Here is a 20,601-nt window from a genome sequence, read left to right as displayed (position 1 = left end):
GTTGACGTGACCGACCTTCCTGGAACTGGTGTCGAACGAGGTTCAGATGGACAAAGCTGTACACCTGGACACTCGCCGCTGGGGAGCGAATGAGCACGGAGAACCTTGGACCCGAGGAAGCGCTCGTCGAGCTCCGCAGGCGGGTCCACGAGAAACGGATCAACAGGGGACTGACAGCAGCCCAGTTGACCGGTCTGGCGGGGTTGCGCCGAACCACCCTCTACAACTTCTCCAACGGGGCTGTACCGAGGGAAAGCACAGTCGAGGCACTGGGCAGAACATTAGGTATGGACGTGAACGCCTTACTTGAACTGCGGCGGGTCGCGGCCGGGGAACCCGGGAGTACCGCCGGAGCGGAGCGCCTCCTTAGGAACGCGGCCGCCGGGCGGCCCGCCGCGCCTGCCGAGGACCGTCTGCTGGCCCTCTTCCAGGCCGGGGCCGCCGTCGGCGGTGCTGTCACGCTCCAGTTGACGGCGTCCGGTCGGTTCAAAGAATTCCTTGGCGCGCTTCGCCAGGTCGGCCTGAACGAGGCCGAAACTGCACCGTTGCGGGAGGTCAGGGTCCTGCTGGAGCAGATCGACCCTCCCGGCCGGGACATCATGATCGCATGTGGGCGCGTAGTGGAGGGTGTGGTTGGCCTGGTGGAGGAGCGGACCTCACGCGCCGAGTACCGCTGGTTCGAGTTGGGCAAGCTCCTGCACGGCATCGCCCTCTTCGCGGCGATGGAGTGGCCGGCGGCCCCGGACCTCGACGAAGCGCGGACCGAACTGTTCCATCTCAGCGATGCTGTTGACATGCCCGAGGATCTGCGGGCCGAGGTGAAAAGCTACTGCCGGGTGGAACTGCCCACTGCGGAACAGAAGGAGATGCTCGGGGAGGCGGAGCGTCTCAGCCGGGCCTTCCACGCGATCCGGCCCACCGCCCACTGACCGCCACCACTCCTGTGGGCCGGGCCCCGCAGAGGCGAGGCGTGTCCGCCATCAGCAGGCGCGGCTGGGCACTGCGACTGGTGGATCCCTCGGTGGCAATCGGTCCAGGCTCGCTGTCCGTTGACCACCCGCCACTCGGGCGGCAGCAACTCGATGTAGTCGTCGCCCTCCAGGGCGACCGGGACCCCGACCGCTGGACGGCGTGCGGCCAGCGCAGGACCCCGCGAACTCGCCGAGGGTCCCCCACCCGCCTCGCCATTTGCCACGGCCGTGGTACTTGGCGCGGCAGGAGCAGGTGCACAGAAAGCCCTGGGCGTTCTGGCAGGACGAGTTGCACCGAAGCGACATGATGGGCCCGCGGCGCGACATTGCCGCAGCCGTCCGTGACCAGGCGAGCCCGGCCCTGACCGCCGGCATCGACCCGTCCTCGCCCCTGGCCGATCCGATCGTCGCGGCGTTCACGGCGCAGTACGCGCGTCTCCTCGGCCGCCCCGACGACGTCGAGCTTCGCCGCCAGCTGGCGACTCGGCTGGAGAGCGTGAACGACCGCAATGACGGGGTGGCCGCAAGGCGGCATGGGCCGGACGCGGCTGGCGCCGGGAGAAAACGCCGCCGCATATGATCGGTTGATGAGTGCCCCCGTCGTACTTCAGGTGGCCGCGTCGCTGGCCTCTCCCGCTCTTGTTCTTCGCCCCTGGCGCATGGAGGACGTTGCCGCATTGGTCGAGGTGAGCCGGGATCCCGCACTGCGCCAGTGGGCGAGCACTGTCGTGGACAACGATGTTGACGGGGCACGGTGGGTGCAGGCGCAGCAGCGGGGATGGGCAGCGGGGGACCGGTTCGGCTTCGCCGTCCTTGAGGCACAAACCGGTTCAGTTCGCGAACAGTTGGTGGGCAACGTGGTCCTCAAGGAAGTCACCTCCGGCAAACCGGCGGCCGAGGTGGGCTACTGGACCGCGGCGCACGCTCGCGGGCGGGGAGTGGCCTCCCGCGCTCTGGAGGCACTCACCAGCTGGGCCTTCGACACCTTCGAAGCCGACGGGCTGGAGCGTCTCGAACTCCTGCACCAGGTGGACAACCTGGCATCGTGCCGGGTTGCGCAGAAGAGCCGCTACGACTTCGACAGCATCCTGCCCGCGGCGCCGCCCTCCTTCCCCTGCGATGGCCACCTGCACATACGGCGCAGGAGTGCCTGAGATCCTCCCGGCTTCTGCGGATCGGCTGAGGCTGCTCACGCCGAGAGGGTCTCGGGGCGTTCGACGAGGTGGCCGCGTTCGAAGCGGGCCCCGGCACGGACCAGAGCGACGATGTGGGGCGCGTTCACAGCCCGCCATGAGTTCGGCCACGATCTGCTCTGCGCGCTCAGTGACGCCGGGTGACACCGGCCACGCGCGGAGTTGCTCGGCGGCGAGGAGGCGGGCGAGCCGGGCTCCGCGGCGGGTGGACGACAGGAGCTGGGTGAACGTGTTTACGGTGGCGGTGAGTTGGGGTGTGGTTGCGCTCATGGGGCCACGGTGACGGGTGCGCCGGGGGCGCGTTCCAGAGGTGCGGTCCGTACGTTGCGTCAGCGTACGAGCACATTCCAACGGGACAGGCTCGGCCTCGACGGGGGTCCCGTTCAGCGGATCGGTCTGTACGGCAAGCAGCTGCGTGTCATCCGGATCGCCGACGGCAGCCGGGACGAGACGGCGCAGTGTTGGGTCGAGGCGGAGGAATTCTCCTCCGAGTTGGAGGGCAAGCAGCGTGGGGGCATCGCGATGGGGCTGTGGCGGCCCGGCCTGCGGGGAGACTCGGACCGCGTCTTAAGGATCTCGTGAACGTCCCACATTGACCCCACCGACCGGTCTCCGGTCGGTGGGTTTCTCGTTGGAGGAAGACGTCGGCGCAGGAGGACGCGGCGTACGAAAATGCGGTGCGCCCGCTCCACCGCCCTCCCTAGACTCGCCCCACCAGAAGACGAGAGAGGGGAGCCCGGCCGTGTGTGACCGTACCGCTGTTGTCGTTCCCCGTTCCCTGTACGAGGTGATCCTCGTGTCCTCGTCCGTCCGGTGCCCGCTGCGCGGCCGGTACCGGACCCCGTGACGACCGCCTGACGCCGAAGGCACACCCGCGACAGCGCCACAGCCCTGTTCGCGACAGCGCCACACCCCATCGACCGGTCTCCAGGTCTGTCCTCGACCGTGTCACAGGTATGTCCTGGACCTGCCGCAGGCCTCCCGGATCGTGCCCGCGTCGGCCCCGTACGGGAATCGCGCTGCCCCGAAACAGCTCATCCGAAAGGCCACGGGCCATGCGCAGCAACGTCCACAACACCCTGAACGCCGTCCGGAACCTGGGCATCCTCGCCCACGTCGACGCCGGCAAGACCACGGTCACCGAGCGGTTCCTCTACGCCACCGGGACCACGCACAAGCGGGGTGAGGTCCACGACGGAACAACCGTCACCGACTTCGATCCGCAGGAGCGCGATCGCGGCATCACGATCTTCGCGGCGGCGGTGAGCTGCGCCTGGGACGGCCATCGGATCAACCTGATCGACACACCGGGCCACGTCGACTTCGCCGACGAGGTGGAACGCTCGCTGCGGGTGCTCGACGGCGCGATCGCCGTGTTCGACGCGGTCGCCGGGGTCGAGCCGCAGAGTGAGTCGGTGTGGCGGCAGGCAGACCGGCACGGCGTACCGAGGATCGCCTTCGTCAACAAGCTGGACCGCGCGGGCGCCGACCTCGACACGGCGGTCGAGTCGATCCGTGAGCGGCTCCATCCGGCCCCGCTGGTGGTGCAGTTGCCGATCGGTACGGAGGACGGCTTCACCGGAGTCGTCGACCTGCCGCGCATGCGGGCGCTGGTCTGGGCGGACGACGGTGGCACAGCCGAGGAGGGCCCCGTGCCGGACGGCCTGCGGGACGAGGCCGAGCGACGCCGACGGCGTTTGGAGGAGGCGGTGGCGGAACTGCATCCCCTGGCGCTGGAGGAGTTCTGCGCCGAGTCCACGCTCTCCGCGCGGACGCTGACCTCAGCGCTGCGCGACCTCACACGCACGGGCGACGGCGTGGTCGTGCTGTGCGGCTCGGCCTACCGCAACCGTGGCATCGAACCACTGCTCGACGCGGTGGTGGCGTATCTGCCGTCGCCGCTCGACGTACCGGCCGTGCGGGGGACGCACGACGGTACGGAACTGGAGCGTGCGGCCGACGTCCTGGCACCACTCGCGGCCCTGGCGTTCAAGGTGAGCGCCACGGCCACGGGACGGCTGACCTACCTGCGGCTGTACTCGGGAAGCATCCGGAAGGGGGACGTCGTGCTGGACGCGGGAACGCGGCGCACCGAGCGGATCGGACGCATCCTGCGGGTCCAGGCCGACCGGCACGCCGAGTTGGATCGGGCGGTGGCCGGGGACATCGTCGCAGTGGTCGGGCTGAAGTCCGCGCGTGCGGGAACGACGCTGTGCGCGCCGACGGCGCCGCTGCTCCTCGAACCGCCGACCGTCGCCGACCCCGTGGTGTCGGTGGCCGTCGAGGCACGCAGGAGCACCGACACCGACCGGCTGGCCACGGCCCTGGCGCGGCTGGCAGAGGAGGACCCCTCGCTGGTCGTACGGACCGACCCCGAGACGGGCCAGACCGTGCTGTCCGGCATGGGCGAACTACATCTGGAGGTGGCGGTGGAGAAGATCCGGCGGACCCAGGGTCTGGAGGTCACCGTCGGGCGGCCTCGGGTGGCGTATCGCGAGACGGTCGTGCGTGGGGTGTCCGGGCTGGTCTTCCGGCACGTCAAACAGGACGGCGGGGCGGGGCAGTTCGCCCATGTCGTGCTCGACGTGGAGCCTCTGGAGGCGGAGGGTGACGGTGCCGCCACCGGGTTCGTCTTCCGCTCGACCGTCGTCGGGGGCCGGGTGCCGCAGGAGTACGTCCGCGCGGTCGAGGCCGGCTGTCGTGACGCCCTCGCAGAGGGGCCGCTCGGCGGTCACCCGGTGACCGGGCTGAGCGTCACGCTGACCGACGGGGCGACCCACTCCAAGGACTCCTCGGAGGTGGCGTTCCGCACGGCCGGGCGGCTGGCGCTGCGGGAGGCCATGCGAGGGAGCGCGATGGGGCTGCTGGAACCGGTCGCCGACGTCACGGTCACGGTGCCCTCGGACGCCGTGGGCGGGGTGCTCGGGGATCTCGCCGCGCGGCGGGGGCGGGTGTCGGACTCCGTTCTCCGGGCGGGGGCGGTGGTCGTCACGGCGACGGTGCCGCTGGCGGAGTTGTTCGGGTACGCGACCCGGTTGCGGAGCCGGACGCAGGGGCGGGGGACCTTCACGACTCGCCCCGCGGGATATGCGTCGGCGCCGGCCTCGGTGATGAGTGAGCGGTGACTAGTGGGGCGGCCCTGCCCGGCCGGTGGGGGTCGTCCGCTGGGGCCTCGGCCCCGCCGCCCCGCCCCGTCCCATCCCGTCCTGTCCTGTCCTGTCCCCAGGGGCTGTCGCCCCTTCGACCCCGCGTTCGCCTTCCAGCTCGGAACGTGGGGTTCGTTAGCGGGTGCGGGTGCGGGTGCGGGTGGTTCGTGGCTCATCGCGCAGTTCCCCGCGCCCCTTTGCGGGGCGCGGGGGCTTCGCGCGGTGCTGCTAGGCCCAGGGGCTCACCGCGGTGAAGGAGCTGTCGGCTCGGAAGGTGGCCGTGGCCTGGTAGGGGTCGATGCGGAGTGCGTAGTCGTAGTGGCGGAGGTAGCGGCCCGGGTAGTTGTACGACTCCAGGCTGACCGAGCCGGCGGTCGAGCCCGGACGGGCGCAGTACGTGGCGTCCCTGTCGAACACGGCCGTGCCGTTGTCCGCGTCGAAGCGGGCCCGGAAGTCCCAGTGCCGCAGATAGCGGCCGGCGGAGTCGCGGAAGGAGTAGCAGTTGGCGTCCGCGAGGCCGGGCACGATCGTGAAGGTCGCGCTCTGCTTCACGGCGGTGGTGCTGGAGGAGGTCAGCGGGTCGACGTAGCCGAGGTTGTCGGTGCGGCGCACGGCGTAGCGGCCGGGGAAGTTGACGGACTGCAGGGACCGGGTGGTGTTGGTCGGGAGGGTGACGCCACCGGAGACGGTCTCCTTCAGGACGGTCAGGTGGCGAACGAAGCCGGTGAGGCCCGGGAGTTCGGTCGGGGTCGACCAGGTGGCGAAGTTGTCGTAGCTGTCGCTGTACCAGTACTTCGTGTCGGAGTAGCCGTCGAAGTAGATGCGCCAGCCACCGTTGTCGAGCTGGACCAGGGCCGGGCCTTCGACCCAGTCGCCGAAGCCCGCCCAGTCACCCGTCTTCGTCATGTTGTACGGGCCGGTGAGGCTGGAGGCGGTGCCGTACTCGATGTACTTCGTCGTCTCGTTCTTGGCGAACGCGTGGTACGTGGAGCCGATCTTGACGATGAAGGTATCGATGTAGTTCGGGCCGATGCCGGACAGCACGGTGGGAGCGGACCAGGCGGTGAGGGAGGAGTTCGTCGCCGTCAGCTTGTACGGCTTGAAGGTCCACTCGCCGCCCGCCGCGGTCGACGCCGACAGGATGATGTTGACGCTGCCGTTGCTGTCGACGAACCACTCCGGCGCCCAGGCGCGCTGCAGACCGCTGATCGGGACCGTGTGGTCGTACAGGAAGGTCCAGTTGAGGCGGTCGGTGGAGCGGGCGAAGCCGATGGTGGTGGAGAGCGCGGACCAGGTGCGGGTGGTGTAGGTGAGGTAGTAGAAGCCGTCCGTGTGCTTGAAGATGCTGGGGTCGCGGATCAGGCCGGAGGGCGGCGTGTAGGCCGGGCCCTTCCGGAGCGTGAACGCGGTGGCGTCCGGCGAGTCGTACACGTACATGTTCGACTCGCTGCTGTTGGTGAACGCGGTCATGGTGTACCGCGTCGCCTGCCCCGGCGACGGATGGGCGGCTCCTGCCGGACCGGCGAAGGCGGTGGTGAGCCCCAGCAGGGCGGCCACCGAGGTGAGGAGGGCGATGACCGCCCTGAGGGTTCTGTTCAACGCTCGTCCCATTTCTGCGTGAACTGCCCTGAGGCCTGAGGAGATTGCTCGAAATGTCGCACATCGTGCGTAACTTCGATCAGAAGATAAGAGGGGGACAAGATCGCGTCAATGGATTGAGCCAGGATTGCGCGAAGCGTGATTCCGCTTGTTCGTGCCGTGCGTTGCCGGCGTTGCCTCCGCGCCGGTGTTCGTCCAGGTCGAGACCGGTTTCCCGGCCGTTCCGCAGGCGGGCAACAGGAAACCCGTCGACCCCGGTGAGCGGCGGGGCAACTCTGGACTCGTCAGCACGCAGCAAGACCCACGACCAAGGGGGAACGATGCGCAAGCTCAAGGTGATGAGGACCGTGGCCGCGATGGCGCTCGCCGTCGGCGCGATGACGGCTGCCGGCGCGGGCCAGGCACAGGCGGCGCCGCAGGCCGACAGCTACGGCTGCCCGTCCGGATATGTGTGCATGTATCCGGGAGCCGGCTGGAACAACAACACGCCGACCCACAAGTACTACCGGTACGGGACCTACAACCTCAGCAACGTGGTCGGGACCTACCGCATCTACAACAACCAGACCGGTGGTGCCACCATGCGCACCTGCACCGGCTACAACGGCACCGGCTGCCAGGGCCACCTGCCGGCCGGCTGGTACATCGACAAGAACATGACGCCCATCAACTCCATCACCCTCCAAGCCTGATCCCGGCCGATCACGAGCACGGACAACGTCCGGAACCGCGCCCGCGGTTCCGGACGCCCGTGTTTTCGCCACTCCGAGTGAAAGACTTGGTTCCCCTCGCCGCCCCGCCGCTAGCCTTTGGCATCCGCCGTCTCACGGCCCGCACTGCCTTGGGGGACACCTTGGGGGACCCGCAGCTCGGAGATGCACCAGACCACCGGAACGACCCGGAGCCGACCGCGCCGACCACGCGGTCCTTCCCCGCACAACTGCGACGACTGAGGCGTGAACGCGGCCTGTCGCTCACCGATCTGGCCCGGCAGACCCACTACAGCAAGGGCTATCTCAGCAAGATCGAGACGGGCACGAAACGTGCCACCGTCGACGTCGCCCGTCTCTGCGACCAGGTGCTGCGCGCCGAGGGCGCGTTGCTGCGCCTGGTGCACCAGGCGCAGCAACGCGGCGGCGACGGCGGTGGCGACGGCGGAGCCGGCCTCGGGACGCGGCAGCCGGGGGGTACGTGCCCCTACCGAGGGCTGGCGGCCTTCACCCCGCAGGACGCGGAGTGGTTCTTCGGCCGGGAGCGCGCGACGGCCGCACTGGTGGAACGGGTCTTCGAACGCGTCGGCAGCGGGCCGCTGACGCTGGTCGCCCCGTCGGGCGCGGGCAAGTCGTCCCTGCTCAACGCCGGTCTCGTCCCCGCCCTGCGGCGCGGCGACTTCCCGATGCCGGGCGCCGACCGCTGGCCGGTGGTTTTCCTCACCCCCACGTCCCGCCCGCTGGACGAACTGCTGGAACGCACCGCCAAAGCCGTCGGCGGCGACCTCGGCGTCACCGTGGCGGAGGTGCGGGAGAACCCCGGCACCCTGCTCGACGCCGTGCGCACGATGGTGGACGAACCGCCGACGGCGACCGAGGACCGGCGGCCCCCGCCCGCTCGCCCGGTGCTGATCGTCGACCAGTTCGAGGAGCTGTTCACCCTCTGCCCGCACGAGGAGGAGCGACGCGCCTACGTCCGGGTGCTCCGCGCCCTGGCCACCGCCGACCCGGCGCAGGACACGCACACCCCGGCCGTCGTGGTGCTGGGCGTACGCGCCGACTTCACCGGCAGTTGTCTGGGGCTGCCCGAACTGACCCCGGTCCTCACCGACGGACTGTTCGTACTGGCGCCGATGTCCGTCGCGGAGCTACGGGAGTCGATCACCCGCCCCGCCGAACTCGCCGGTGTCACCCTCGAACCGGGCCTCGTCTCCCTCCTCCTCCGCGACGCCGGACTGCGCGACGAACCCGACACGGACGCGCATCGAACCGCCCTCCGGGGCACCCCGCACCCCACCAGGATCGGCGCCGACGAGGCACCGTCCGGCGCGCTCCCCCTGGTCTCCCACGCACTGCTCGCCACCTGGCAGCGCCGCACCGGCTCCGCGCTGACCGTCGACGGGTACGAACGGGCCGGCGGCATCCAGGGAGCCGTCGCCCGCACCGCCGAGACCGTGTTCGCCCGGCTGCACCCGGCCGAGCAGAGGACGATCCGCCGCATCCTGTCCCGGCTGGTCCTCGTCGCGGACGGCGCGGGCGCGACCCGTCGCAGGATGAGCACGGCCGCCGTGATGCGGCAGTTCGACGACGCGGACGGCGCCGCCGCCGCGCTCGACGCCTTCGTACGCGCCCGGCTCGTCACCATGGACAGCGACACGATCCAGATCACCCACGAGGCACTGCTGCACGCCTGGCCCCGGCTGCGGGAATGGATCCAGGCCGATCGGGCCGGCCTCCTCCTCCACCAGCAACTCGCCCACGCGGCCGTGGAATGGGAGCGTGAGGGCCGTGACCCGTCCCTGCTCTACCGGGGCACACGGCTGGAGACCGCACACTCCTGGGCCGACGAGTCCGAGGGCTGGTGCCGGCTCGGACCCGGCGAGGAGGCCTTCCTGAGGGCAAGTCAGGAAGAGGAGGACGGCCGCCGCCGACAGGCCGCACGGCAGATCCGTCTGCGGCAGTCCATGCTCGCCACGCTCGTCGTCCTGCTGGGGCTCGCCGTGACCGCCGGCGGCCTCGCCTACCAGCAGCGGGCAGGCGCCCTCGACCAGGAACGCGTCGCCCGCTCCCAGGCTCTCGCCGTGCGCTCCGCGTCCCTCGCAGGCGGCCGGCCCGAGGCGTCGATGCTGCTCGCCGGGGAGGCCTACCGGGCCGACACCACCGTCGAGGCCCGCGGGGCCGTCCTCAGCACCCAGTCCCAGCCCTTCGAGGCCCGGCTCGGCGGCTACCGGGGGCCGGTCAACGCGGTCGCCTTCGCGCCCGACGACCGCGCGCTGGCCACTGCCAGCTCCGACGGCACGGTGACCCTGCGGAGCACGGGCGACGACCATCGCGAGCTCGCCACCTTCACCGTCCCCGGACGGGTCCGCTCGGTCGCCTTCAGCCCGTACGGCCATACCCTCGCGGCCACGTCGACCGACGGGCCCGTGGTCCTCTGGGACGTGGCCGACCGCCGCCGCACGGCCACGCTCTCCGCGCGTACGAAGGGCGCGCGGGCGGTGGCCTTCGATCCGCGCGGCGGCGCGCTCGCCGTCGCGACCGCCGACGGAACGGTCCAGCTCTGGAACGCCGGGAGCACACCCCGGCGCACCGCCTCGCTCACCGGCCACAGGGGCACCGTCAACGCGCTGGCGTACGCCCCCGACGGCAGCACCCTCGTCTCCGCCGGCGCCGACCGGACCGTACGCCTGTGGGACACCGACCGCGCCCGGGAACTCGACGTCCTCGAAGGGCACACCGACGAGGTGCTGGGCGCCGCCTTCTCCCCGGACGGACGGCATGTGGTCTCCGGCGGCATCGACCGGACCGTACGGCTGTGGGACGTCCGCGACGGCCGGGCCACCGCGACCTTCACCGGCGGCAGCGACGACATCAACGCCGTCGCCTACACACCCGACGGCGCCGCCGTGGTCGGCGCGGTCGGCGACGGCACCGCCCGGCTGTGGGACGTGCGCAGCGGCCGGCAGACCGCCGTGCTGGCCGGACACACCGACTACGTCATGGGGGTGGCCGTGACCTCCGACGGCGCTCTGCTGGCCACGGCCGGCTTCGACCAGTCCGTGGTCCTCTGGGACCTCGGCGGACCCGTGCTGACCTCACGTCCGTTCACCGAGGTCTGGCAGGCCGAGTACAGCCCGGACGGCAGACTCCTGGCCACCGCCGACACCGACCACACGATCCGCCTCTGGGACGTGAAGGCCCATCGGTTGCTGAAGCGGCTTACGGGCCACACCGAGACGGTCTTCTCGGTGGCGTTCAGCCCCGACGGCCGGACCCTGGCCTCGGCGGGCTCCGACGGCACCGTCCGGCTGTGGGACGTGGCCGGGCGCAAGCACCTGGCGACGCTGACCGGTCACACCGGGGAGGTCTTCTCGGTGGCCTTCGCACCCGGCGGCGAAACCCTCGCCTCGGCCGGGGCCGACCGCACGGTCCGCCTGTGGGACATCTCCTCGCGGCGCGAGACCGCCACCTTCGAAGGACACGAGGACTACGTCAACGACATCGCCTTCAGCCCCGACGGCCGCATCCTGGCGAGCGCCGGTGACGACCTGACCGTACGGCTCTGGGACGTCGCCTCCCACCGTCCGCCGACCGAACTCACCGGGCACACGGGCGCGGTGCGGGGCGTCGCCTTCAGCCCGGACGGCCGCACCCTCGCCAGCAGCGGCAACGACGGCACGGTCCGCCTGTGGGACGTCCGCGAAGGCCGCTTCGAGGTCTCCCTGACCGGGCACACCGGCTCCACCCGCGGTCTCGTCTTCTCACCGGACGGCCGCATGCTCGCCAGCAGCGGCAACGACCGTACGGTGCGCCTGTGGGACGTCGCCGCACGGCGGCCGTGGGCGACACTGACCGGCCACACCAACGCCGTGTGGGGCGTGGACTTCGCGCCCGACGGGCGGACGGTGGCCAGCAGCAGCACCGACGGCACGGTACGGCTGTGGGACCTCGACCCCGGGACGCGGATGGCGGAGATCTGCCGGCTGAGCGCCGGAATCGGCGCCGACGAACGCGACAGCCTCCTGCCGGGGGTGCCCCTCCCGGCGGGCTCGGCCTGTGGGCGAGCACAAGGGCGCTCCTGAGGACGCTCCTGGGCGGTCGGCCGACCGCCCTGCTCGGAGCCCTCGCCCTCGCCGATCGCTCCCAGACCCGGCCCGGTGCCCCCGCCGAGCCCCGTGGCCCGGTCGCAGGGCGTGGTGTACCGGGCCACGGGAGTGTGGGGTCAGTAGCCGTAGATCATCTTGTAGGCGACCTCGGGGAGGAACTGGCCCGCCGAGGAACCGGATCCGACGCCGCAGTTGCCGTCGGACTCGCCCGGAACCTTGATCCACAAGAGCATCTCGGCGCCCCCGCCCATCTGGGTGGCGGGGCCGATGCGGCGGCCCGAGGGGTTGCACCACTGGCCGTTGGAGCCGTTGCCGTTGCGGCTGGTGTCCACGACGAACGGCTTGGTGTAGCCGTAGCGGGCGCTGAGTTGACTGTTGACGGCGTTTCCGTAGGCGGTGTTCTCGCCGGTGGTGAGGTAGTTGGAGACGTTGAGCGAAAAGCCGTGGGCCTGCCGGAGGCCGGCTTCGTGCAGGCGCCGGGCCATGGTCGCCGCATCCGTCCAGGCCGGGTTGCCGGCGTCCATGTAGACCCACGTGTTGGGGGCCTGGCGGGCGAACTGGGAGAGGGCGCCCGTGAGCATGCCCTGGCGCTCGGCGATCTGGGCCTGGTTCATGCAGCCGTAGTCCCCGAGGGAGTCCGGTTCCAGGACGACGAGGGCCGGGCGGTTGCCGATCCCGCCGGCGAACTGGGCGATCCAGCTCGCGTAGGCGGACGGTGAGGAGGCCCCGCCCGCGGAGTGCCCGCCGCAGTGGTCACGGTGGTAGATGTTGTACGCGACGAGGAGGGGCAGCTTGTCCCGGCTGTCCGCGGCGCCCGCGTACGAGCCCGTCGCGGAGCCGATCGCGCCGCTCCAGGAGCCGAACCAGCGGGCCGTCGGGGTGTTGGCGATAGAGGCGTTGATCGCGGACGCCCGGCCGTCGCCGGGGTTGGCGGCGACCCACCTCTTCGCGCTGGAGTCGGGATCCACGTAGAACCCGCTGGTCATGGTGGTCGGGTCGGCCGCATGAGCGGACGGCGCGACGGTGAGCGCCAGCGGCAGAGCGAAGAGCGTTGCCATCAGGACGCGGAGTCTGCGGCGCATGACATCACCTCGGTTTCCTGGCAGGGAGGCGTCGCGCCCTGGTCCCGAGCGTGCGACGCGCTGAGGAAGTGCGGTGGTGCGGTGTTCCTGGTACGGTCCGGCGGGGTGGGAGCGCTCCCATTGGAAGCGGTCCCAGGTGCGCTGAGAACCTTCGGGGTGTGGTCGGTATCGTGTGACCGGCTGGTGGAACTGTCAAGAGCGGAGGTGTGAACCTCCCTCTGTACACGGCGAGTTCGGGGCTCTACGGTCCTCAGTGACCGGAAGCGTTCCCAGTTTTCGGCCGGGGGAGGGGTTCGTGGTCAGGTCGGAGGATCCGCCGCGTCGGCAGCCCACACTCGACGCCGTGGCCGAACTCGCCGGCGTCTCGCGTTCGGTGGCCTCCCGCGTCCTCAACAACGCACCGCACGTCAGCGGGGTGAAGCGCGAGGCGGTCGAACGAGCCGTCCGGCAGCTCGGTTATGTACCCAATCCGAGCGCCCGGGCCCTGGCCACCCGTCAGACGGGAGCCGCCGCCCTGGTCGTCTCGGGAGAGGAACCGTCGATCTTCGCGGATCCGTTCTTCGCCCAGGTGATCGTGGGGGCGTCGGCCGCCCTGGAGGAGGCCGACCTGCATCTGATGCTCTGCCTGGCCGCTTCCGACCGGGGTCGCAAGCGGGTGGAGGAACTGCTCCGCTGCAGGGGCGCCGACGGCGTCATGATGATGGCGCTGCGCGAGGACGATCCGCTGGCCCGGATGGCCGAGGAGGCGGACCTGCCCGTGGTGTTCGGCGGGCGCCCGGTCGGGTCGGCTCCCCGCTGGTACGTGGACGTCGACAACACCGGGGGAGCCCGCGAGGCGACCGAGTACCTGCTCTCACGCGGCAGGACGCGCGTGGCCGCGATCTGCGGGCGTCTGGACACCGAGGCCGGGCGTGCCCGCTACCGCGGCTACCGGGACGCCATGCTGGTGGCCGGCCTCGATCCGTTCCCGCCGAGGGAGGGGGACTTCACCGAGCCCAGCGGAGCCGCTGTGATGGCCGCGCTGTTGGCGGAACACCCGGACCTGGACGGGGTGTTCGCCGCCAGCGACAACATGGGGGCGGGGGCGCTGCGCACCCTGCGGGCGACCGGGCGGCAGGTTCCCGCGGACGTCGCCGTGGTCGGTTTCGACGACCTGGGCGTGGCCCGTATCGCCGATCCGCCGCTCACCACCGTCCACCAGCCCATCACGGCTCTCGGACGGGAGATGGCCCGCATGCTCGTCGCGCTCGTCAACGGACAGGACCCCACCCCGCTGGTTCTGCCCACCCGCCTGGTCATCCGTTCCAGCACCTGACAGGGGGGCGCCGGGCCGGGCAGAGGCCTTCGCCCGGCTGGACGGCTTTGCCCGGCTGGGCCACCCCGGCCCGGCTGGACGGCTTTGCCCGGCTGGGCCACCCCGGCCCGGCTGGACGGCTTCGCCCGTTCCGGGCCTCAGGCCGCTCGGGCGCCTTCCTTGCGCACCTCGTCCAGCCGTACCGGCCGGTGCTGAGCCACCGAGAGCGTCGCCGCCTCGGCGATCCAGCTTGCCTCCAGGGCGTCGGCGACGGTGCAGGGGGAGGTGCGGGTGCCGGCGACGACCTCGGTGAAGGCGGTGAGTTCGGCGCGGTAGGCGGGGGCGAAGCGGTCCATGAAGAAGGTGTGCGGGGGGCCCGGGGGGAAGGTGACGCCAGGCTCGGCGGAGCGCAGCGGGAGCTGGGTGTCGAGGCCGGCCGCGATGCTGTCCTTCATGCCGTGGACCTCCAGACGGACGTCGTAACCCCGGGCGTTGTGACGGGTGTTGGAGATGACCCCGATGGTGCCGTCGTCGAAGGTGAGGAGCGCGGACGCCGTGTCGACGTCACCCGCCTCCTCGATGTACTCCGCGCCCTTGTTGCCGCCCGTCGCGTACACCTCGACGACCTCGCGGCCCGTCACCCAGCGCACCACGTCGAAGTCGTGCACCGCGCAGTCCCGGAAGATGCCGCCCGACACCGCGACGTAGGCCGCCGGCGGCGGGGCGGGGTCCAGCGTCGTCGACCGTACGGTGTGCAGCGTGCCCAGCTCACCGCTGAGGACGGCTTCGCGGGCGGTCACACAGCCCGCGTCGAAGCGGCGGTTGAAGCCGATCTGGGCCTCGATGCCGCTGTCCCGCACGGCGTGCAGCACGGTGAGGCTCTCCTCGACCGTCTTGGCCACCGGCTTCTCGCAGAACACCGGGATGCCCGCCTCGACGGCGGCGAGGATCAGCCCCGGGTGCGCGTCCGTGGCGGCGGTGATCACGACACCGTCGATCCCGGAGGCGAACACGGCCTCGGGGGAGTCGGCCACGGTGGCGCCGAACTTCTCGGCGGCGGCGGAGGCGGCCGCGGCCACCGGGTCCGAGACCACCAGCTCTTCCACGACGTCGAGCCCGGCGAGAGTCCCGGCGTGGAAGGCGCCGATGCGGCCCAGCCCCAGGATGCCAATGCGCATGATCGAGTGTCCCTTTCAGATGTGCTGGTGAAGAAGGTACGAGCAGGTCAGGGGTGGTCAGTCCGAGGCGCCCTGGACGTTCTGGTCCCAGTCGATCACCGAGCCGGTCACCACGCCGCTGCGGTCGGAGAGCAGGAAGATGACGAAGTCGGCGATCTCGTCGACCTGGCCGAGCTTGCCCATCGGGAGGCGCTCGGCGGCGCGCTCGCGCCAGTCGTCGCCCGCGTCGTGGAACTCCCGCTGGATCGCGTCCTCGCCCTCGGTCTCCGTCCAGCCGATGTTGAGGTCGTTGATCCGGATCCGGTCCCAGCGGTGGGCGTGGGCCGCGTTGCGGGTCAGGCCCGCCAGGCCTGCCTTCGCGGCGGAGTACGGGGCCAGGTACGGCGGGCCGCCGTGGGCGCAGTTGGAGCCGATGTTGACGATCGTGCCGGGAGCCCCACGGCCCACCAGGTGTTCGACCACGGCCTGCATCGCGAAGAAGGGGGCGCGCAGGTTGATCGCGATGTGCGCGTCGAACAGCTCGGGGGACGTGTCGAGGAGCGAGCCTCGGGAGGTCAGGCCGGCCGCGTTGACGAGGCTGTCGACCCGGCCGTGGGCCGTGACCACCTGCTCCACCACGCCGCGCACCTGCGCCGCATCCGTCAGGTCCGCCCGCAGGAACACGGCGCCGGTGTCCGCGGCGAGCTTCTCGCCGATCTCGGTGCGGCGGCCGGTGAACGCGACGGTCGCGCCCTCGCGCAGGGCCGCCCGGACGATGCCCGCGCCGACGCCCTGGCTGCCGCCGTTGACGAGGACGACCTTGTCCCGCAGTAGTGCCATCTGGGCGTGTGTCCTTTCGGTCCGCTCCGGCGGGCGCCGCCGGAGCCGGCGAACCGGCCTGGTCGCGGAAGCTTTCGCGGCGCTCTCGCCTCTGTCAGTCTTGGGGCGCGAGGCCCCTCGTACAACCCGCAGCGAACCATCAAAAACCCATCAATCCCATCGATCCAACCTCCGGGCCCCCGGTCGAGATCCAGGACACATCGCCATGGCACACCCCTACACGATCCGTGAGATCGCCCGTCAGGCCGGGCTGAGCCAGGCCACGGTCGACCGGGTCCTCAACGGCCGGGGCGGGGTGCGCGAGAGCACCGCCCGTGAGGTGCACCAGGCCGTCAAGGACCTGGACCGGCAGCGGACCCAGGTGCGCATCGGCGGCCGTACCTTCATGGTCGACATCGTGATGCAGACCCCGGACCGCTTCTCCACGGCGGTCCGTGAGGCGCTGGAGGCCGAACTGCCCTCCCTGCACCCGGCGGTCGTGCGCTCCCGCTTCCACTTCCGGGAGACCGGGTCCGCCTCGGAGATGGTGCGGGTGCTCGACCGGATCGGCCGGCGCGGCTCACAGGGCGTGATCCTCAAGGCGCCCGACGTCCCGGAGGTCACCGCCGCCGTCGAGCGGCTGGTTGCGGCAGGGGTCCCGGTGGTCACCTTCGTGACCGACCTGCCGAGCAGTCCGCGCAGCGCGTACGTCGGCATAGACAACCGGGCCGCCGGGGCGACCGCCGCGTATCTGCTCCGGCAGTGGCTCGGCGAGCGGCCGGGCGTCGTGCTGGTGACGATCAGCCGCAGCTTCTACCGCAACGAGGAGGAGCGCGAGATGGGCTTCCGGAGCGTGATGCGGGCCGTCGAACCCCGGCGCACCCTCGTCGAGGTCACCGACAGCGACGGCCTCGACGCCACCCAGCGGGACCTCGTCCTCGACGCGCTGAAGCGGGAGCCGGGCATCGCCGCCGTCTACTCGATCGGCGGCGGCAACACCGCGACCCTCGACGCCTTCGCCGCGCTCGGCCGGGAGCCGCACGTCTTCGTCGCCCACGACCTCGACCACGACAACACCCGGCTGCTGCGCGAACACCGCCTCTCCGCAGTGCTCCACCACGACCTCCGCCAGGACGTCCGGCGCGCCTGCCAGACCATCATGCGCGCCCACCACGCCCTCCCCGACGAGGGCCCGTCCCTGCCGTCGCCGATCCAGGTGGTGACTCCCTACAACATGCCACCGGGGTCCGGGTCCGGGTCCGGAGCTGGAGCCGGACCCGGGGCCGTCACCGGCTAGCCGCTCTGTCCGGGAAGGGGCCGCCGGTCCCGGCCTGGCGCCTACGCCGCGTCCTCCGTCAGGTTCCGGCCGTCCTGATCCATGCCGGCGGCCGGGGGAGTCGGCCATCTCGCCGTGCAGATCGCCAAGGCGCGCGGCGCGTACGTCAGCGGCACCGCGAGCGTCGGCAAGCACGAACCGCTGCGCGAAAGCTGGGGGCCGACGAGTTGATCGACTACCGGACAACGGACTTCACGACGGCCGTCTCCGACGTGGACGAGTACGTGGACGAGTACGTGGACGTGGACGTGGCCCGGGACACCCTCGCCGGTGACGTCCGCGGCCGTCCCCTGGAGGTGCTGCGCGCGGGCGGTGTCCTCGTCACGATCCTCCCGGTCGGCTACGAGGACGACGCGCGGCGGCCCGTCGAGCTGGGCGTACGGCTGGAGCAGATGCTCGTCGAGGCGGACAACGCCGGGATGCGGACCATCGCCGAGCCGGCGGAGAAGGGGCAGCTCGGGCCCATTCCGACGCGGCCTTTCCGCTGGCCGGGCGGGCGAGGCGCACGCCCGCGGGGAGATCGACCGGACGACCGGGGAGATCGACCGGACGACCGGGGAGATCGACCGGACGACCGGGGAGATCGACCGGACGACCAGGAAGATCGTTCTCGCGGTCCGCTGATCCCCTTCGGCGGGTTCTCCCGCGCGCGGGGTCCCTGAGCCGGACCCCGCGCCGGCCGGCTCCTGAGAGGCCGGCCGGTCAGCTCGTGACGAGCTCGGCCGTCCGGCGCTCGACGGGAGCCTCCAGGGCCACGGTCACGGTCATCGTCTCCTCGACGGGCGCCGTGACCCTCGGCTCCCCCCGGCCCTCCCGGTTGCGGAACAGCCAGGCGATGTCCCGCCCGAACGACCAGAGCAGCGAGCCCAGCGCCAGCGCCACCAGGCCGAAGCCCGCCGCGTACGGCAGCAGACCGGAGGCGGCGACCAACAGGAAGACACCCTGGACCGCGGCGACCGTCTTGCGGGCCATGCTGTGCGGGAGGGAACCGTTCAGCCACGGCATGGCCTTGGCGGCGGCGACGAAGACGTACCGCATCAGGCCGATCAACAGCACCCACGGGCCCATCGACATGGAGACGTACACGCTCAGCACCAGGATCAGGAAGGCGTCGACCTCCATGTCGAAGCGTGCGCCCAGCGCGGTCGAGGTGCCCGTCCTGCGGGCCACCTTGCCGTCGACGCCGTCGAGGATCAGCGCCACGGCGGTCAGGCCCACGAAGAGTGAGACGGGCGGCGAGCTCTGGAAGGAATCGGCGACCAGGGCCGTGACGGCGCCCACGAGGATCGCCCGGCCGAGGGTGACGCGATTGGCGGGACCGAAGGTGCGGGTCCTGGTGCGCAGCAGGGCGCGGTTGAGGACGGCCCAGGTGGCGAGCCCGAAGGCCAGCCCGGTCAGCCAGCCCGCGGGGCCCAGTCCGATCGCCGTCCCCAGGAAGGCGAGGAGCAGGACCTGGGCGCCCGCGCCCACGGTCGTCTCCGAGAGCAACAGTCGGCCGTCGTAAGTGTTGATCAGGGCCACCGCAAACCTTCCGAACATGTGTGGAAAGTGGATCATCGGCCGCGTACTCTTTCCGCGACTTCCACCGCTGCGTACGTGGAGAACCGCCGGACCGTTCACGGAGACGCACATGAAACCGACAGCCGACGCCTTCTGGCTACGTTCACCCGGGCAGGGCGAGATCCGCGAGGAGCCTCTCACCGCACCCGGCGACGGGGAAGTCCTCGTCCGCACGCTGTACTCAGGGGTCAGCCGGGGCACCGAGACCCTCGTGTTCCAGGGCCGAGTACCCGAGAACCAGCGCGCGACCATGCGCGCGCCCTTCCAGGAGGGCGAGTTCCCCGCCCCGGTGAAGTACGGCTACCTCAGCGTCGGTCGGGTGGAAGAGGGGCCGGACGAACTGGTCGGCAGGACCGTCTTCTGCCTGTATCCGCACCAGAGCCGCTACGTCGTTCCCGTGAGCTCCGTCACCGTCGTGCCGGAGACGGTCCCGGCGGCGCGTGCCGTTCTGGCCGGGACCGTGGAAACCGCCGTCAACGCCCTCTGGGACGCCGCGCCCCTCATCGGCGACCGGATCGCCGTCGTGGGCGGCGGCATGGTCGGCTGCTCGGTCGCCGCGCTGCTGGCCCGCTACCCCGGAGTCCGGGTCCAACTCGTCGACGCCGACCCGGCACGCGCCGACATCGCCCGCGCGCTCGGCGTCGACTTCGCGCTGCCCGAGGACGCGCTCGGGGAGTGCGACCTCGTCGTGCACGCCAGCGCCAACGAAGCCGGACTCGTCCGCTCGCTCCAACTGCTCGCAGACGAGGGCACGGTGATCGAACTGAGCTGGTACGGCGACCGCGGCGTCACCCTGCCGCTGGGCGAGGCCTTCCACTCCCGCCGGCTCGCCATCCGCAGCAGCCAGGTGGGAACCGTCTCCCCGGCCGGACGCGTCGGACGTACGTACGCGGACCGGCTGGCTCTCGCCCTCGAACTGCTCGCCGACGAGCGCTTCGACGCCCTCGTCACCGGAGAGTGCGCCTTCGAGGACCTCCCGGACGTCCTGCCGAAGCTGGCGAGCGGAGAGCTGCCGGGGATGTGCCACCGGGTGCGCTACGACGCCGAGTGAGCCGAGGAGTTGAGCGTTCCCGGGCACCCCATCCGCCCCTGAACTGCCCGAACGGGAACGACGACCTTCGAAGAAACCGGAAAACTCGGCTGAACAACGGGTAGGGAGCAGCCGTACTACACGGCATGCCCCGGCCCGGGGGCAGACGTACCGCACTGGAGGGTCGTCCGTTGTTCAGCATCACCGTTCGCGATCACATCATGATCGCCCACAGCTTCCGCGGGGAGGTCTTCGGACCCGCGCAGCGCCTCCACGGCGCCACGTTCCTCGTGGACGCCACCTTCCGGCGCGCCGAACTGGACGACGACAACATCGTCGTAGACATCGGGCTGGCCACGCAGGAGCTCGGTGCCGTCGTCAGCGAGCTGAACTACCGCAACCTCGACAACGAGCCCGACTTCGCGAACACCAACACCTCGACCGAGTTCCTGGCCAAGGTGATCGCCGACCGTCTCGCCGAGCGGATCCACAAGGGCGCCCTGGGAGAGAACGCCAAGGGCATCGCCCAGATCACCGTCACCCTGCACGAGTCGCACATCGCCTGGGCGAGTTACGAGCGTGCCCTGTGACCGACGTG

General features: G+C 71.2%; 18 protein-coding genes. 13 read left to right on the top strand and 5 right to left on the bottom strand.

What is annotated here, in order from left to right; all coding sequences use genetic code 11:
• Positions 1-89 precede the first annotated feature (89 nt).
• The 5 genes from ACFY9I_RS01030 (at position 90) to fusA (ending at position 5,289) form a co-directional block, all read left to right on the top strand.
• The gene (locus ACFY9I_RS01030) at positions 90-929 is read left to right on the top strand and encodes a helix-turn-helix transcriptional regulator (protein WP_390994821.1); all 840 of its coding nucleotides are present in this window, start codon (positions 90-92) and stop codon (positions 927-929) included.
• Positions 930-1,224: 295 nt separating this feature from the next.
• Positions 1,225-1,551, top strand: coding sequence for a hypothetical protein (locus ACFY9I_RS01025; RefSeq protein WP_390994818.1), 327 nt, complete (start codon positions 1,225-1,227; stop codon positions 1,549-1,551).
• 7 nt (positions 1,552-1,558) lie between these two features.
• The gene (locus ACFY9I_RS01020) at positions 1,559-2,125 is read left to right on the top strand and encodes a GNAT family N-acetyltransferase (RefSeq protein WP_390994816.1); all 567 of its coding nucleotides are present in this window, start codon (positions 1,559-1,561) and stop codon (positions 2,123-2,125) included.
• Positions 2,126-2,443: 318 nt separating this feature from the next.
• Complete coding sequence (locus ACFY9I_RS01015; RefSeq protein WP_390994814.1) at positions 2,444-2,746, top strand: RNaseH domain-containing protein; 303 nt, start codon at positions 2,444-2,446, stop codon at positions 2,744-2,746.
• A gap of 473 nt (positions 2,747-3,219) precedes the next feature.
• A complete protein-coding gene (gene fusA / locus ACFY9I_RS01010) occupies positions 3,220-5,289 on the top strand; it encodes an elongation factor G (protein ID WP_390994811.1) in 2,070 nt (689 codons plus the stop codon).
• Positions 5,290-5,538: 249 nt separating this feature from the next.
• On the opposite strand, the gene ACFY9I_RS01005 is transcribed toward fusA, so the two are convergent.
• Positions 5,539-6,909 carry an AbfB domain-containing protein gene (locus ACFY9I_RS01005; protein ID WP_390994809.1) on the bottom strand — a complete coding sequence of 457 codons (1,371 nt, stop codon included), beginning with the start codon at positions 6,907-6,909 and terminating at the stop codon, positions 5,539-5,541.
• 320 nt (positions 6,910-7,229) lie between these two features.
• Here ACFY9I_RS01005 and ACFY9I_RS01000 point away from each other — a divergent pair, with 320 nt between their 5' ends.
• Positions 7,230-7,601: a hypothetical protein gene (locus ACFY9I_RS01000; RefSeq protein WP_390994806.1), complete on the top strand. Its 372-nt coding sequence runs from the start codon at positions 7,230-7,232 to the stop codon at positions 7,599-7,601.
• A 161-nt stretch (positions 7,602-7,762) separates the two neighbouring features.
• Positions 7,763-11,701 carry a helix-turn-helix domain-containing protein gene (locus tag ACFY9I_RS00995; protein ID WP_390994803.1) on the top strand — a complete coding sequence of 1,313 codons (3,939 nt, stop codon included), beginning with the start codon at positions 7,763-7,765 and terminating at the stop codon, positions 11,699-11,701.
• Positions 11,702-11,841: 140 nt separating this feature from the next.
• Here ACFY9I_RS00995 and ACFY9I_RS00990 read toward each other — a convergent pair whose 3' ends face one another.
• The gene (locus tag ACFY9I_RS00990) at positions 11,842-12,807 is read right to left on the bottom strand and encodes a glycoside hydrolase family 6 protein (RefSeq protein ID WP_390994801.1); all 966 of its coding nucleotides are present in this window, start codon (positions 12,805-12,807) and stop codon (positions 11,842-11,844) included.
• A 295-nt stretch (positions 12,808-13,102) separates the two neighbouring features.
• Between ACFY9I_RS00990 and ACFY9I_RS00985 the strand changes: the two genes are divergently transcribed.
• Positions 13,103-14,122: a substrate-binding domain-containing protein gene (locus ACFY9I_RS00985; RefSeq protein WP_390994798.1), complete on the top strand. Its 1,020-nt coding sequence runs from the start codon at positions 13,103-13,105 to the stop codon at positions 14,120-14,122.
• 137 nt (positions 14,123-14,259) lie between these two features.
• Here the strand turns inward: ACFY9I_RS00985 and ACFY9I_RS00980 are convergent, their stop codons facing one another.
• Complete coding sequence (locus tag ACFY9I_RS00980) at positions 14,260-15,279, bottom strand: Gfo/Idh/MocA family oxidoreductase (protein WP_390994795.1); 1,020 nt, start codon at positions 15,277-15,279, stop codon at positions 14,260-14,262.
• Positions 15,280-15,336: 57 nt separating this feature from the next.
• Positions 15,337-16,098, bottom strand: a complete 762-nt coding sequence (locus ACFY9I_RS00975) for an oxidoreductase (protein WP_390994793.1) — start codon at positions 16,096-16,098, stop codon at positions 15,337-15,339.
• 205 nt (positions 16,099-16,303) lie between these two features.
• Here ACFY9I_RS00975 and ACFY9I_RS00970 point away from each other — a divergent pair, with 205 nt between their 5' ends.
• The 3 genes from ACFY9I_RS00970 (at position 16,304) to ACFY9I_RS00960 (ending at position 18,075) form a co-directional block, all read left to right on the top strand.
• Positions 16,304-17,374 carry a substrate-binding domain-containing protein gene (locus ACFY9I_RS00970; protein WP_390994790.1) on the top strand — a complete coding sequence of 357 codons (1,071 nt, stop codon included), beginning with the start codon at positions 16,304-16,306 and terminating at the stop codon, positions 17,372-17,374.
• Positions 17,375-17,455: 81 nt separating this feature from the next.
• On the top strand, positions 17,456-17,584 hold the full coding sequence (locus ACFY9I_RS00965) for a hypothetical protein (protein ID WP_390994787.1): 129 nt from the start codon (positions 17,456-17,458) through the stop codon (positions 17,582-17,584).
• Positions 17,581-18,075 (top strand): hypothetical protein, encoded by a 495-nt coding sequence (locus ACFY9I_RS00960; RefSeq protein ID WP_390994784.1) that lies wholly within the window; start codon positions 17,581-17,583, stop codon positions 18,073-18,075. Before ACFY9I_RS00965 ends, ACFY9I_RS00960 begins: the two co-directional genes overlap by 4 nt.
• Positions 18,076-18,115: 40 nt before the next feature.
• Here the strand turns inward: ACFY9I_RS00960 and ACFY9I_RS00955 are convergent, their stop codons facing one another.
• Positions 18,116-18,934, bottom strand: a complete 819-nt coding sequence (locus tag ACFY9I_RS00955) for a CDP-alcohol phosphatidyltransferase family protein (RefSeq protein ID WP_390995690.1) — start codon at positions 18,932-18,934, stop codon at positions 18,116-18,118.
• A gap of 109 nt (positions 18,935-19,043) precedes the next feature.
• Here ACFY9I_RS00955 and ACFY9I_RS00950 point away from each other — a divergent pair, with 109 nt between their 5' ends.
• Both ACFY9I_RS00950 and ACFY9I_RS00945 read left to right on the top strand, forming a co-directional pair.
• The gene (locus tag ACFY9I_RS00950; protein WP_390994782.1) at positions 19,044-20,024 is read left to right on the top strand and encodes an NAD(P)-binding protein; all 981 of its coding nucleotides are present in this window, start codon (positions 19,044-19,046) and stop codon (positions 20,022-20,024) included.
• 170 nt (positions 20,025-20,194) lie between these two features.
• Positions 20,195-20,593, top strand: coding sequence for a 6-carboxytetrahydropterin synthase (locus ACFY9I_RS00945; RefSeq protein ID WP_390994780.1), 399 nt, complete (start codon positions 20,195-20,197; stop codon positions 20,591-20,593).
• The last annotated feature ends 8 nt before the right edge of the window (positions 20,594-20,601 follow it).

It is taken from the genome of Streptomyces sp. NPDC012510 (genome assembly GCF_042955065.1).
Classification (GTDB): Bacteria; Actinomycetota; Actinomycetes; order Streptomycetales; family Streptomycetaceae; genus Streptomyces.
This window is presented reverse-complemented; position numbering and strand designations above follow the sequence as displayed.